The sequence below is a fragment of the Bradyrhizobium sp. USDA 223 genome (genome assembly GCF_044909005.1).
GTDB classification, from domain to species: Bacteria; Pseudomonadota; Alphaproteobacteria; order Rhizobiales; family Xanthobacteraceae; genus Bradyrhizobium; species Bradyrhizobium yuanmingense.
In genome coordinates this window covers 1,388,475-1,401,580 of record NZ_JBIYDR010000001.1, presented here as the reverse complement: position 1 = coordinate 1,401,580, position 13,106 = coordinate 1,388,475, and the positions used below count along the sequence as shown (strand labels likewise).

General features: G+C 65.0%; 12 protein-coding genes. 5 read left to right on the top strand and 7 right to left on the bottom strand.

The features are described from left to right. Positions 1-11: 11 nt before the first annotated feature. The 3 genes from ABIA40_RS06115 to ABIA40_RS06105 all read right to left on the bottom strand — a co-directional run bounded on the left by ABIA40_RS06115 (position 12) and on the right by ABIA40_RS06105 (position 3,308). Positions 12-935 (bottom strand): ABC transporter ATP-binding protein, encoded by a 924-nt coding sequence (locus tag ABIA40_RS06115; protein WP_404539871.1) that lies wholly within the window; start codon positions 933-935, stop codon positions 12-14. Between the two features lie 5 nt (positions 936-940). Next, the gene (gene ntrB / locus ABIA40_RS06110; RefSeq protein ID WP_404546177.1) at positions 941-1,780 is read right to left on the bottom strand and encodes a nitrate ABC transporter permease; all 840 of its coding nucleotides are present in this window, start codon (positions 1,778-1,780) and stop codon (positions 941-943) included. Positions 1,781-1,928: 148 nt separating this feature from the next. Further along, on the bottom strand, positions 1,929-3,308 hold the full coding sequence (locus tag ABIA40_RS06105; RefSeq protein ID WP_404539868.1) for a CmpA/NrtA family ABC transporter substrate-binding protein: 1,380 nt from the start codon (positions 3,306-3,308) through the stop codon (positions 1,929-1,931). A gap of 160 nt (positions 3,309-3,468) precedes the next feature. On the opposite strand from ABIA40_RS06105, the gene ABIA40_RS06100 reads away from it, so the two are divergent. Next, positions 3,469-5,394 (top strand): sigma 54-interacting transcriptional regulator, encoded by a 1,926-nt coding sequence (locus ABIA40_RS06100; RefSeq protein ID WP_404539865.1) that lies wholly within the window; start codon positions 3,469-3,471, stop codon positions 5,392-5,394. A gap of 10 nt (positions 5,395-5,404) precedes the next feature. Here the strand turns inward: ABIA40_RS06100 and ABIA40_RS06095 are convergent, their stop codons facing one another. Genes ABIA40_RS06095 through ABIA40_RS06085 form a run of 3 tightly spaced genes read right to left on the bottom strand, consistent with a single transcriptional unit; the run spans position 5,405 to position 8,037 of the window. Continuing rightward, a complete protein-coding gene (locus ABIA40_RS06095; RefSeq protein WP_404539862.1) occupies positions 5,405-6,283 on the bottom strand; it encodes a sulfurtransferase in 879 nt (292 codons plus the stop codon). Between the two features lie 42 nt (positions 6,284-6,325). Further along, entirely contained in the window at positions 6,326-7,459 is a 1,134-nt protein-coding gene (locus ABIA40_RS06090; RefSeq protein WP_404539859.1) for an acyl-CoA dehydrogenase family protein, read from the bottom strand. Between the two features lie 35 nt (positions 7,460-7,494). After that, positions 7,495-8,037: an OsmC family protein gene (locus tag ABIA40_RS06085; protein WP_027576569.1), complete on the bottom strand. Its 543-nt coding sequence runs from the start codon at positions 8,035-8,037 to the stop codon at positions 7,495-7,497. Between the two features lie 247 nt (positions 8,038-8,284). Between ABIA40_RS06085 and ABIA40_RS06080 the strand changes: the two genes are divergently transcribed. Beyond that, the gene (locus ABIA40_RS06080) at positions 8,285-8,932 is read left to right on the top strand and encodes a TetR/AcrR family transcriptional regulator (RefSeq protein WP_271544983.1); all 648 of its coding nucleotides are present in this window, start codon (positions 8,285-8,287) and stop codon (positions 8,930-8,932) included. 191 nt (positions 8,933-9,123) lie between these two features. Here the strand turns inward: ABIA40_RS06080 and ABIA40_RS06075 are convergent, their stop codons facing one another. After that, positions 9,124-10,323 carry a TrmJ/YjtD family RNA methyltransferase gene (locus ABIA40_RS06075; RefSeq protein WP_404539855.1) on the bottom strand — a complete coding sequence of 400 codons (1,200 nt, stop codon included), beginning with the start codon at positions 10,321-10,323 and terminating at the stop codon, positions 9,124-9,126. Between the two features lie 287 nt (positions 10,324-10,610). Between ABIA40_RS06075 and ABIA40_RS06070 the strand changes: the two genes are divergently transcribed. The 3 genes from ABIA40_RS06070 to ABIA40_RS06060 all read left to right on the top strand — a co-directional run bounded on the left by ABIA40_RS06070 (position 10,611) and on the right by ABIA40_RS06060 (position 13,094). Then, the gene (locus tag ABIA40_RS06070; RefSeq protein WP_271544996.1) at positions 10,611-11,171 is read left to right on the top strand and encodes a hypothetical protein; all 561 of its coding nucleotides are present in this window, start codon (positions 10,611-10,613) and stop codon (positions 11,169-11,171) included. Positions 11,172-11,286: 115 nt separating this feature from the next. Next, a complete protein-coding gene (locus ABIA40_RS06065) occupies positions 11,287-12,501 on the top strand; it encodes an NADP-dependent isocitrate dehydrogenase (protein WP_036043844.1) in 1,215 nt (404 codons plus the stop codon). A 98-nt stretch (positions 12,502-12,599) separates the two neighbouring features. Further along, a complete protein-coding gene (locus ABIA40_RS06060; RefSeq protein ID WP_404539851.1) occupies positions 12,600-13,094 on the top strand; it encodes a DUF3455 domain-containing protein in 495 nt (164 codons plus the stop codon). Positions 13,095-13,106: the final 12 nt, after the last annotated feature.

The following is a 13,106-nucleotide window of genomic DNA, read 5'->3' as shown; positions in this document are numbered from 1 at the left end:
AGGGTCTCCTGTTAGGCGGTGAGTCCGGGACTGGGCCCGGGTATCCAGGTCTGTCTTTGCTCCTCGCCGTTCGAGGCGATCGTCAGTCCGGGCTTGCCGATCTGGATCAGCGGCACGTTGCGCGGATCGTGGCCGGGCGTCTCGGCGGCAAAGGTCTTGCTGCGCGTCACCAGGAAATCGATGATGTGGTTGCGCAGCGCGTAGTACAGCGGATGCCGGTGCAGATCGGTGCGGCCGCGATCCCGCGGCAGCGGGTTCTCGACCACCTCCGCCAGCACCGCGCCGGGACCGTTCGTCATCAGAAAGATCTTGTCGGCGAGATAGATCGCCTCGTCGACGTCGTGGGTGATCATGAACGCGGTCTGCCCGGTCTCCAGGCAAATGCGCCGCACCTCGTCCTGCAGCGTGCCGCGCGTCAGCGCGTCCAGCGCCGAGAACGGCTCGTCCATCAGCATCATCTTCGGCGTGATCGACAGTGCCCGTGCGATGCCAACGCGCTGCTTCATGCCGCCCGACAGCTCCGAGGGACGCTTGTGCTCGGCGCCGGAGAGGCCGACCAGATCGATGAACTTCTGCGCATGCGCCCTTACCTTGGCGCGGTCCCAGCTGCGCCATTTCGAGCTAACGGCATAGGCGACGTTGCCGAGCACCGTGCGCCAGGGCAGCAGCGCATGGCTCTGGAAGATCACGGCGCGGTCGAGGCTGGTGCCCGAGATCGCCTGACCGTCGACGATGACCGCGCCCACGCTCGGCGCATCGAGCCCGGCGAGGATGTTTAGCACCGTGGTCTTGCCGCAGCCGGAATGGCCGATCACGCAAGCGAACTCGCCGCGCGCCATCGAGAGCCAGAGGTTCTCGAAGATGGTGGTCGTCGCGCCGCCCGTGCCGGGATAGCGCTTGGCGATGCCTTCGATCGAGATGAACTTGTCGGTCATCGCCTCTACTCCGGAAACGTGACCATGCGCGTGAAGCGCGCGAGGATCTGGTCGAGCAGCATGCCGACGATCCCGATCAGGAGGATCGCGATGATGACGTTGGTGATCGACAAATTATTCCACTCGTTCCAGACGAAATAACCGATGCCGGTGCCGCCGACGAGCATCTCGGCGGCGACGATCACCAGCCAGGCGATGCCGATCGAGATGCGCATGCCCGTCAGGATCGTCGGCGCCGCCGCGGGCAGGATCACTGTGAAGGCGCGCCTGACGGTGCCGACCTCGAGCGTCCGCGCAACGTTGATCCATTCCTTGCGCACGGTCGCGACGCCGAACACCGTGTTGAGCAGCATCGGCCAGATCGAGCAGATGAAGATGACGAAGATGGCCGAGACCGAGGAATCCTTGATGGTGTAGAGCGCGAGCGGCATCCAGGCGAGCGGCGAGATCGGCTTCAAGACCTGGATGAACGGATCGAGCGCCTTGCTCAGCAGCGGCGACATGCCGATCAGAAAGCCGAGCGGGATCGCGACCAGCACGGCCAGCAGATAACCGGTGCCGACGCGCGCAATGGAATAGCCGAGCTGGATGCCGAGCCCCTTGTCGTTCGGCCCGTTGTCGTAGAACGGCCGCTTCAGATGCTCCCAGAGCTTTGCGCCGACATCGAGCGGCCCCGGCATCGCCGATTTGCCCTGCGTCGCGGTGAGCCCCATCAGCTTGGCGTATTCCGGGCTCATCGTCGTCACCTGTGCGGTGGAGCGCGTGGCGAGATGCCAGATGCCGAGAAAGGCGGCGAGCAGCACGAGGGAGACGAGGCCCGCGCGAAGGCGGAGGGAGGCGGTCATCATTCAAACCTCACCGGTTGTGTCCCGGACGCGATGCAGCACGTAGTGCTGCTTCGCAGAGCCGGGACCCAGTTGGGCCGCATGGGTCCCGGTTCTGCGTCGCACCGCTTCGCGCTGCGCCGCGCCCGGGACACGAGAGTGCAGCTCATCACGACGCCTTCTTGATTTTGAAGCTCGCCAGATAGTCCTCGGGCTTGGCCGGATCGAAATTCTTGCCCATCACCGCGAACGACTTGTAGGCACTTGCCGGCGGCGTGAGGCCCATCTCGGTCATCAGCTTCTTGGTATCGGTTGCCAGATACACCTGCTCGGCCACCGCCTTGTAGTCGACGTCGCCCTTGATCTGGCCCCAGCGCTTCATCTGCGTCAGCATCCAAACCGCAAAGGACTGCCAGGGGAACGGATCGAAATCGACCCGCTTGGGATCGGTCTTCACCCCGCCGAGGCCGTCGGCATAGGTGCCGGTCAGGACCTGCTCCAGCACGGTGACAGGCGCGTTGATGTAGTTCGCAGGCGCGATGGCTTCCGCGATCTGCTTGCGGTTCTCCGCCTTCGAGGCGTAGGCGGTGGCATCGACGATCGCCCGCGTCAGCGCCGCGAAGCTGTTCGGCGCCGTCGTGATGAACTCGCGGCTGGCGGCAAAGCTGCAGCAGGGATGGCCGTCCCAGATCTCCTTGGAGAGCAGATGCATGAAGCCGACGCCGTCATAGATCGCGCGCTGGCAGATGTTGTCGGGCGCGAGGAAGCCGTCGATGTTGTCGGCACGCAAATTCGCGACCATCTCCGGCGGGGGCACCGAGCGCAGCTGCACGTCGGTATCGGGATCGAGACCGTGCTCGGCGAGGTAATAGCGCAAGAGGTAATTGTGCATGGAATAGTCGAAGGGGATAGCGAATTTCAGCCCCTTCCAGTCCTTCGGATCGCGCTTGTCCTTGTGCTTGCTCGCCAGCACGATGCCCTGCCCGTTGATGTTCTCGATGGCCGGCACGGTGAATGGAATGGCGTTGGCGCCAAGGCCGAGCGAGATCGCGATCGGCATCGGCGCCAGCATGTGCGCGGCGTCGTATTCCTTGTTGATGGTCTTGTCGCGGATCACGGCCCAGCCGGCGGTCTTCACCACTTCGACGTTGAGGCCGTGCTTGGCATAGAAGCCCATTGGCGCTGCCATGATGATCGGCGTCGCGCAGGTGATCGGGATGAAGCCGACCTTGAGGTCTTTCTTCTCGGGCGCGCCGGCTTGCGCGAACACCTCGGTCGCCGTCTTGATCGGGAAGAATTGCGACAGCGCCGCGAGCGCGGTCGAGGCGCCGACCGACTTCAGGAAAGCGCGCCGCGCCACGTCCTGCGGAAACATCGCGCGCATCAATCCGGAGGCGACCACGCCCTCGTAGCGCTTCTCTTCGCTTGCGACCGGCTCGCAATGCAGCGCCGTGGCCTGCTCATGCTCTGCGTCGGAACCATGCTGGCCGCAAACACAGCCGGCTCGAAGCTTGCGATCGGGATCAAACGGATTGTCGAACGTGGACATCGGCCCTCCTGCGCGTCAATGCGAGGAGCAATTACGCAAGGAGCATGCCACCGACGAAGAAGCGGGCATTGCCTTGATGACGCAGCATTTTCACCCGCGCTTGGCCGCTACGAAAACTCGTGATAAACGAGATTTCGTAGTTCAATTACGAGATTTCGCAATGGCAACGACGCCAATGCCCGTCCACGACGAGATGGCCTCCGTGATCGACCCGCGCATCGCGGCCTTCGAATCCTCGGTCGAGGCGATGCTGCTGGTCGATCCCTATGGCGACCAGATCGTCGATGCCAATCCCGCCGCCTGCGCCCTGCTCGGTTACGACCGCGCTTTGCTGCGGCAGACCAGGGCCAGCACGCTCCACGCCGGCGAGCTTGCCGCCCTCACCGTCTTCACCCAGGCCGTGCTGCACAAGGGCGCCTACTGGACCACGGCGCTCAATCCACGCCACGCGACCGGGCAAGATCTCAAGCTCGAATATGCTGGCTGCCTGCTGCCGCATGACGGCCGCTCGCTGCTGCTGCTGACGCTGACCGACCTCGAAGCCCGCCGCCGGCGCAATGTCGATGCCGCCGCCGAAGACCATATGCGCGGCGGCATCTCGACCTGGCAGCGGGTCGAGCGCGTGTTCCAGGACATCGAGCGCGAGAACCAGCTGATCCTGCGCGCCGCCGGCGAAGGGATCTATGGCGTCAACGCCGAAGGCAAGACCACCTTCGTCAACCCTGCGGCCGAGCGCATGCTGGGCTGGACCGCCGAGGAGCTGGTCGGCAAGGAGATCCACCCGATCGTCCACCACACCCACCACGATGGCCGGCACTATCACAACCACGACTGCCCGATCTATGCGGCGTTCCGCGACGGCGCCGTGCACCAAGTCGATGGCGAGGTGTTTTGGCGCAAGAACGGCTCGCCCGCCTGGGTCGAATACACCTCGACGCCGATCCGCGATCGCGGCGTCGTGGTCGGCGCCGTCGTGGTGTTTCGCGACGTCAGCCAGCGCCGCGAGGCCGACGAGAAGCTGCACGCGGCGCTTGCCGAGGTCGACCGTCTGCGCGAACGGCTCGAGCTGGAGAACGCCTATCTCCAGGAGGAAATCCGCATCGAGACCAACCCGCGCGGCATCATCGGCGGCAGCGAGGCGATCCAGAAGACGCTGCGCCAGGTCAAGCTGGTGGCGCCGACCACCGCGGCGGTGATGATCACGGGCGAATCCGGCACCGGCAAGGAGCTGATCGCGCGTGCCATCCACGAGGACTCCACCCGGAGCGACCGGCCGCTGATCCGAGTCAACTGCGCCGCGATCCCGCGCGAATTGTTCGAAAGCGAGTTCTTCGGCCATGTCCGCGGCGCCTTCACCGGCGCGACGCGCGACCGCATCGGCCGCTTCGAGCTCGCCGACGGCGGCACGCTGTTCCTGGACGAGGTCGGCGAGATCCCGCTCGAGCTGCAGGGCAAGCTGCTGCGCGTGTTGCAGGAAGGCCATTTCGAGCGTGTCGGCGAGGCGCGCACCCGCGCCGTCGACGTTCGTGTCATCGCCGCGACCAATCGCGATCTCAAGCAGGAGGTGCAGCGCGGCCGTTTCCGCGAGGATCTCTATTTCCGCCTCAACGTGTTTCCGATCGAGACCGTCCCCTTGCGCGAGCGGCGCGAGGACATTCCCCTACTTGCCCAGCATTTCCTGACGCGCGAGAGCAAGGCGCTGAAATCGAACCTGCGTCTGTCGGAGGGCGACGCGCGGCGGCTGACCCGCTACGACTGGCCCGGCAACGTCCGCGAACTGCAGAACGTGATCGAGCGCGCCGCGATCCTGTCGCAGAACGGTCGCCTGCGCATCGATCTGCCTGACGCCTCCGGCGCGCTGGCTCTGGCCGGCGCCGCCCGCCAGAAGGCCGACGCGCGCCCCGCAATCATGACGTCGTCGGAAATGCGCGACCACGAGCGCGCCAATATTCTCGCCGCGCTTGAGGCCTGCGCCGGAAAGGTCTTCGGCCCCGGCGGCGCCGCCGAGATCCTCGACATCAAGCCGACCACGCTGGCCTCACGGATCAAGGCGCTGGGAATTACGCCTCGTCCGCGAGCCGTGTGATCGTAGGCGCTCACGCCGCCTTGGTCGTCACGTCAGTTGCGATCGGCAATCCCTGCTCGATCGGCAGCGAGGGATCACGCGACCATTCGTTCCAGGAGCCGAAATACATCCGCACGTCCTTCACGCCGGCGTTCTTCAGCGCCAGGAACGTGTTCGAAGCGCGCGCGCCCTTGAAGCAATAAAGATAGACCGGCGTGGTCTGCGAGATGCCGACGGTGGCGCATTCCGCCAGAATCTCGTCCTTGGACTTGAAGCGCGGGCCTTCGGCGGTCGGCTTCATCATCCGATACCATTCCAGCCACACGGCGCCCGGAATGCGGCCCTTGCGCGGGCAGAAATCCTTGCCGTAAGGGGATGAGCTGTCGCCGATCCACTCGTCGACGTCGCGCACGTCAAGGATCGCGATGCCGGGCTTGCCGACCGCGGCGAGCATGGTCTTCGCATCGATCAGGATCTCGCCCGCTTCGGGCACGATCACGAACGAGGCCTTCTCAGGCGCGGGCACATCCTTGGTCACCGGGAAGCCCGCGGCCGACCAGGCGTCGAAGCCGCCATGCAACACCTTCACCTTGGGATAGCCGAGCATGGTGAGCAGGTAATAGCCGCGGCAGGATTGGCCGAAGCCGGAGTTCATCGACTGTTCGTAGATCACCGCCGTCTCCTTGCCGGAAAGACCGGCAGCGCCGAACGCATCGGCGAATTTCGTCTTGAGTTCGGCCACGCCTTCCGGCGTCGAGGTCGCTAGGAACGTAAAGATCTCGTGCACGTCCACGGCGCCCGGCAGGTGCCCGGCGGCGTAAGCATCGGGGTTGCGGGTGTCGATGACGACACACGGCTCGGTCTTCAAGAGATCGGCGAGTTCGACGGCAGTGATCAGAACGTCAGTCATGGCAGCCTCTCCGTTGAGGTTGGTGGGGTGGACTCGTAGAACTCAGAAATCGGCGAGCATCTTGCGCAGCTGCTTGGTGGCCGGCGTGACGATCGCGACGAAATAGGCCTCGCGCAGGCGCCGCTGCGCCCGGTGGCTTTTGAGATAGCCGCGGGCACCACAATGCAGCATCGCCGCATGCGCCGCCGCGACACTGGCTTCGCCGGCGCGCAGCCGCAGCGCAATCACCTTGCGCCAATAGGTCTCCTCCTCGTTGTAGGGATCGCGCGCCAGCGCCATGGCCTCGGCCTCGAGCTCGGCGGCGAGCTCGCGGAAATGCACCGGCTGCTGCGGCAAATAGCGGTTGATATGGCCGAGGGGATTGTCGACCTCGTCCATGATGTTGATGCAATCCTTGATCACCCCCAGCGCCATGCCGGCCTGCAGCAAGATGAAGCCGGCGCGGATCTTCTTGACGAAGGGCGCGGCGGGATCGGCCAGGATCAGCTCATCGGGCACGAAAGCGTCGCGGAACTGCACGCCATAGGTGCCGGTGCCGTCCATCGCGAGGAACGGCTTGCACGGCGTCAGCGTGATCGCGGGGTCGGAGCAATCGGCCAGGAACATGACAGTGCCGTGCTCGCCACTTGCGATGCCCGCAACATCCTCGCGTTCGAAGATGGTGCCGAAGTAGTGATCAGGCCCGAGGTTGGAGACCCAGGGCAACGCACCGCGCACGATGTAGCCGCCCTCGACCTTGCGGCCCTTCAGCTTGAGCTTCTCGATGCCGAAAAAGCTCTTCATGGGATTGGAGAGCCCGGTGCCGCCGAGCACGTGACCGGTCGAGAAGGCATCGCCGAAGCGCTTTGCGAGCTTCACATTGGTGGAATTCGCCGCGTACCAGACCAGCGTGTTCTGGCACCAGGCCATGAAGGCCGTCGCACCGCAGACCTCGCCGATCGCCGCCATCGCCTGGATCGCGCAGCGCAGATCGGCGGGGCCTTCGTGCGGTACATGACTGCCCCACGCCCCGACCGCGCCGAACTTGCGCAGCACCTCGGCCGGATAGACCGAACCGTCGTCGATGCCGGCGGCCAGCGGCGCGAGTTCTTGGCGCGCGATCCGCGCCACCTCGTCCGCAATCGACGGTGCGGGCTGATCCAGAACGTCGGCCCGCGATAAAGCCAGTGAACCCATGATCGTCTCCCGCCCCCTGTCCTGATTGCCGCCTGCTAGATGCCGACCTCGAGATTGACCGGCCGGGTGAAGGTGTTGGCGACCGGCGACCATTTCTTCACATGGGCCACCAGCGCATTGATCTCGTCCGGCGAGATGCCCTCGCATTCCATGTCGACCTTGACGCGGACATCGGTGAAGCCGACCGGCTTGTCGGAGGTGTCGCCGGTGCCCCAGACCGCGGTGATGTTGAGATCCCCTTCCAGCTCCAGCTCGAGCTTGTTGACGATCCAGCCGCGATGCACGGCGTTGGCATGCAGGCCGACGGCAAGGCACGAGCCGAGCGCGGCCAGCGAGGCCTCCGACGGATTGGGCGCGGTGTCGTCACCCAAAAGCCCCGGCGGCTCGTCGACGATGTAGGGCGGCAGGTTGCGGATATAGTTGGCGTGGCGGAATTTGCCCTCCGCGACCGTCTTGCACTTCAAGGTCTTGATGACCTTCGGGTTTGCCTTGCCGTTGGCAATCAGTTGCTCGAGCCCGTTCTTGTCGATGGGCGCGAGGCACCCCGTCAGCACTGTCTTCTGAACGACGGCAGTCATCAATCTTCTCCCTGGCAGAAGTGGAAATCGGCAGGATACCGAACGGTCTGTTTCCTTGCATGGAGCGTGCCAGAGCCCGCGAAAAACAAAAGCCGAGGCTTTGGAGCCGCTTAAGCCTTCATGCCTGCGGATTGAACAGCCGGTCCTTGCTCAAACGCGATGCAGAGCGGCCAGGCTTTGCGAATCTTTTCAGCGCGAAACAGATGCGGCTTGCTGATGCGGCACGGCTGCGGGTAAGTTTGAGTCCATGGCAAAGACGTCATCGAAGAAGAATTCGCCCCACGCCGCTGCTGGCGACGACGAATCCGCACGCGGTCGCCTTCTCAACGCGGCGACGCATCTGTTCTGCAAGAACGGCATCAACGCCACCGGCATCGATGCGATCATCGAGGAAGCCGGCACCGCCAAGACCACGCTCTACAAATTGTTCGGCTCCAAGACCAACCTCGTCAACGCGGTGCTGGAGAGCGAAGGCAAGCAATGGCGCGAATGGTTCATCGGCGCCATGGAGCAAGGCGGCGGCGATGCGCAGGCGAAACTCACGCGCATCTTCCCTGCGCTGAAGAGCTGGTTCGCCGAAGAGCGCTTCTACGGCTGCCCCTTCATCAACGCCGTCGGCGAGCACGACAAGGACGCCAAGCAATTCCGCAACATCGCGCTGAAGCACAAGAAGATCGTGCTCGGCCACATCGAGAAACTCGCCGGCGAGCTCGGCTCAGCCGAGCCAGCAGTGCTGGCGCACCAGCTCGGCCTCATCATCGACGGCGCCATCGTCGCCGCGATGATCTCGCGCGACCCGGGCGTCGCGGATACCGCGGCGCTTACGGCAGGTCCCCTGCTCGGCCAGGCCAAGGCGAAGAAGAAGCGCGCGGCGGATCAGCTGGAGGCGGTGTGATCGCGCCGGTCTCGTAGCCCGCATGCAGCGAAGCGGAATGCGGGGACACCGTCCCGGATTACGCTCCGCTTCATCCGGGCTACGAAGATTTCGTAGGGTGGGCAAAGGCGCAAAGCGCCGTGCCCACCATTCTGTCTCAGCTTCGTTGATTGATGTGGTGGGCACGCTTCCCTTTGCCCACCCTACGGCACCTACGCGCTCTGCTCCACCATCCCCTGCAGCCGCACCAGCTCCGCCTCGAGATCGCGCTCCACATCCACTGCCCGAATGTCGAGCACCCGATAGTCGCGCGCTTCCAGCCACGTCCGCCGCGCCGCGCGATCTGCCGCGATCGCCTCGCCCTCGCCCGGGTTCACCAGCTCGATCGCGATCCGGTGCGGGAAGGAGACGAAATCCGGGATGTGCCGCCCGACCGGGGTCTGGCGCTTGAACCCACCTGCGAAGCGGCGATCACGCGTCAGCGCCTGCCAGAGCAGGCGTTCGGCGTCGGTCGGGTTGCGGCGGAGCAGGCGAGCAAGGCCCCGCACGGTCGAGCCGCTGTCGGGGACACCGCCGCCCTGCCCGTGCTCGGCCAGCAGCGCGCGCAGGCGCGTGGCCTGCTCGCCGTCGAGCACGCCGCCCTTGGCCGGCCCCTTGCGCCCCTCGGCGATTGCCATGATCACGCCGTGCAGGGTGTGCATGTCCTGCTTGGTCGGCTCCATCCGGGTGAAGATGTTGCGCAGGTTCACCAGCATGGTGTCGCGCTTCTCGGCCGGACGCAGGAACTCGACCTTGTCGAGCTCGCGCACGAGGTTGTCGAAGAAGGCCTGCATCTGGTGCTGCGAGGCGCGCTCGGATCTTTCAGGCATGGCGTGCGGCAGCGCGCCCGACGTCGCACGCTTGAACCATTCATAGCCGACCAAGAGCACGGCCTGGGCGAGGTTGAGCGAGGCAAAGCCCGGATTGACCGGGAAGGTGATGATGCGGTTGCAGAGCCCGACCTCCTCGTTGGTCAGCCCCCAGCGCTCGCGGCCGAACAGGATGCCGGCCCTGCCGCCGGTCGCGACGTGACCCGCGATCTCGGCCGCTGCGGCCTCCGGCCCGACCACGGGCTTGGCTTGGTCGTGGGGGCGTGCGGTGGTGGCGAACAGGAGGTCGAGATCGGCAACCGCCTGCTCGACCGTGTCGAACAGCTGCGCCTTCTCCAGGATATGGTCCGCGCCGGCGGCCGCTCGCTGGGCGGCGATGTTTGGCCAGCCGTCGCGCGGGTTGACGATGCGCAATCGGCTCAGGGCAAAATTGCCCATGGCGCGCGCGGCCATGCCGATGTTCTCGCCGAGCTGCGGCTCGACCAGGATCACGATGGGACCGTCGAGGGAAAGGCCGGCCTTGCTCTTGTCAGTCCCCGACATGTCGTTTCACTTTCGCGCTGGTTCTCAAGGCCTAGCCAACCAACTTTCTCGAGCCGGCTGTTCAGGAATGGATTGAGAGGGGGCCGTGAGCCGGCCCGTTTCTGTGTCCTTGCGTTTGCCTGTCCTGTCAGAATTCTCAAGCAAAATAATGAGGTTAAATTCCACTTTTCGCGCAGCTCCGGAGCTGCCTTGAACCCGATCGCGGCTTGTAGCGACGCAAGCGCGTGATGTCCGCAGCGCCGCCAATGTCCCGCTCTCGCTCTCCCTCACCCTCGCGCGCCTCGGTTATGGGACGCCACCGTGCGCACCAGCTTGCTGCCACGAACGTTCCGGCGGCGCTCCAGGCAGCGCGCGGCTGCCCAGATGCCTGGTATCGCGTCCAGGCGCTGGCGTCGGTCGCCGAGCATGCCGACCCGAAGCTCGCTTTGTCGATTCTCGAGGAGGCGGCGCGCGAGGCTCTCGCCTGTCACGATGCCTATGGCACGGTCGCCGTGATGTCGTGGCCGCTGAGCGTGGCGATGGCGCGCGGCTTTCGCGATTTCGTCGAACGCGAGTTGCCCCGATGTCTGGCGCTCGCAGGCCAGGTCACTCCCGCAGCGTCGCAGGCTTATGCGCTGGAGACGCTGTGGACCGCCTGTTTCGCGGTCGACGCCCACTGGGCCAAGCCGGTCTGGACCAGGATCCTGGCACTCTGTCATCCCGACCGGAGCTGGCGTGCCGCCCGACTGTACCTCCATGTCGCCGAGCGCCAGCAGGGCAAAAGCCCTGACGGGGCCGCCCGGGTGGTCCGGGCAATGCCCCAGGGCAAGACGCGTTCGTGGCTGGAGCGACGGTTCTGCCTTGCATAAAGGCCAGTCAATTCCTCCGGCCCATTCGCCTTCCACCCTCTTCACCGCGGTGCTATAGGGCCTGACCGGGACGCGCTGTTCCCTACGACACCCTCAAAGTAAGGCCCCATCCGCCATGGCAAAAATCAAGGTATCCAATCCCGTCGTCGAGCTCGATGGCGACGAGATGACCCGGATCATCTGGCAGTACATCAAGGACAAGCTGATCAACCCGTTCCTGGATGTCGAGCTGCTCTATTTCGACCTGGGCATGGAATACCGCGACCACACCAACGATCAGGTGACGATCGACGCGGCCGAGGCGATCAAGAAGGTCGGCGTCGGCGTCAAATGCGCCACCATCACCCCCGATGAAGCCCGGGTGAAGGAGTTCAATCTCAAGCAGATGTGGAAGTCGCCGAACGGCACCATCCGCAACATCCTCGGCGGCGTGATCTTCCGCGAGCCGATCATCTGCAAGAACGTGCCGCGCCTGGTTCCGGGCTGGACCAAGCCGATCATCATCGGCCGTCACGCCTATGGTGACCAGTACCGCGCCACCGACATCAAGTTCCCGGGCAAGGGCACCCTCTCGCTGAAGTTCGTCGGCGAGGACGGCACCGTGATCGAGAAGGAAGTGTTTAAGGCGCCCGGCGCCGGCGTCGCGATGGAGATGTACAATCTCGACGATTCCATCATCGACTTCGCCCGCGCTTCCTTCAATTACGGCCTGCTGCGCAATTACCCGGTGTACCTGTCGACCAAGAACACGATCCTCAAGGTCTATGACGGGCGCTTCAAGGACATCTTCCAGGACATCTTCGACCGCGAGTTCAAGAAGGAGTTCGACGCCAAGGGCCTGACCTACGAGCACCGCCTGATCGACGACATGGTGGCCTCGGCGCTGAAATGGTCAGGCGGCTATGTCTGGGCCTGTAAGAACTACGACGGCGACGTGCAGTCCGACACGGTCGCGCAGGGCTACGGCTCGCTCGGCCTGATGACCTCGGTGCTGCTCACCCCCGACGGCAAGACCGTCGAGGCGGAAGCTGCCCACGGCACGGTGACCCGCCATTACCGCGAGCACCAGAAGGGCAAGGAGACCTCGACCAACTCGATCGCCTCGATCTTCGCCTGGACGAGAGGCCTGTCGCACCGCGCCAAGCTCGACAACAACCCCGAGCTCGCCAAGTTCGCGGCCACGCTGGAGAAGGTCTGCGTCGACACCGTCGAGGCTGGCTACATGACCAAGGACCTCGCGCTCTTGGTCGGCGCCGACCAGCGCTGGCTCTCGACCACCGGCTTCCTCGACAAGGTCGCAGAGAACCTCACGAAAGAGCTGGCGGCGTAAAACCGGCCGCACTTTCGCCCGACCGGGCCAGACATCATCACGGGCCGCGCGACCAGCGCGGCCCGTTTCTTTTTGTGAGCTTTCGCGGAGATGCGACCATGTCGATCAAGCTTGCCGTGCCGTGCCTGTTGCTGCTCGCCGGACCGGCTGCGGCCGCCGACCCGCTCCCCGACGCCATCGCCGCACCGGGCGAGAGCGTCGTGCTCAGCGTCCACGCCGAGGGCGCGCAGGTCTATGAGTGCAAGGCGGGCACCGAGGGCAAGCTCGCCTGGGCCTTCCGCGAGCCGATCGCAACGCTGCTTTCAGACGGCAAGACGATCGGCCGCCACTATGCCGGCCCGAACTGGGAGCATGCCGACGGCAGCGCCGTGGTCGGCAAGGCCGTCGGCAACGCGCCAGGCGCGTTGGCCGCCGATATTCCCTGGCTGAAGCTGGAAGTCACGGCCCACCGCGGCAACGGCGTGCTCACATCAGTCGCCACGGTCCAGCGCATCAACACAAGTGGCGGCAAGCTCGACGGTGTCTGCGACAAGGCCGGCGAATTCAGGAGCGTGCCCTACTCGGCTGACTACGTCTTCCTGAAGAAGGGCTGACCGCTTTCCGGG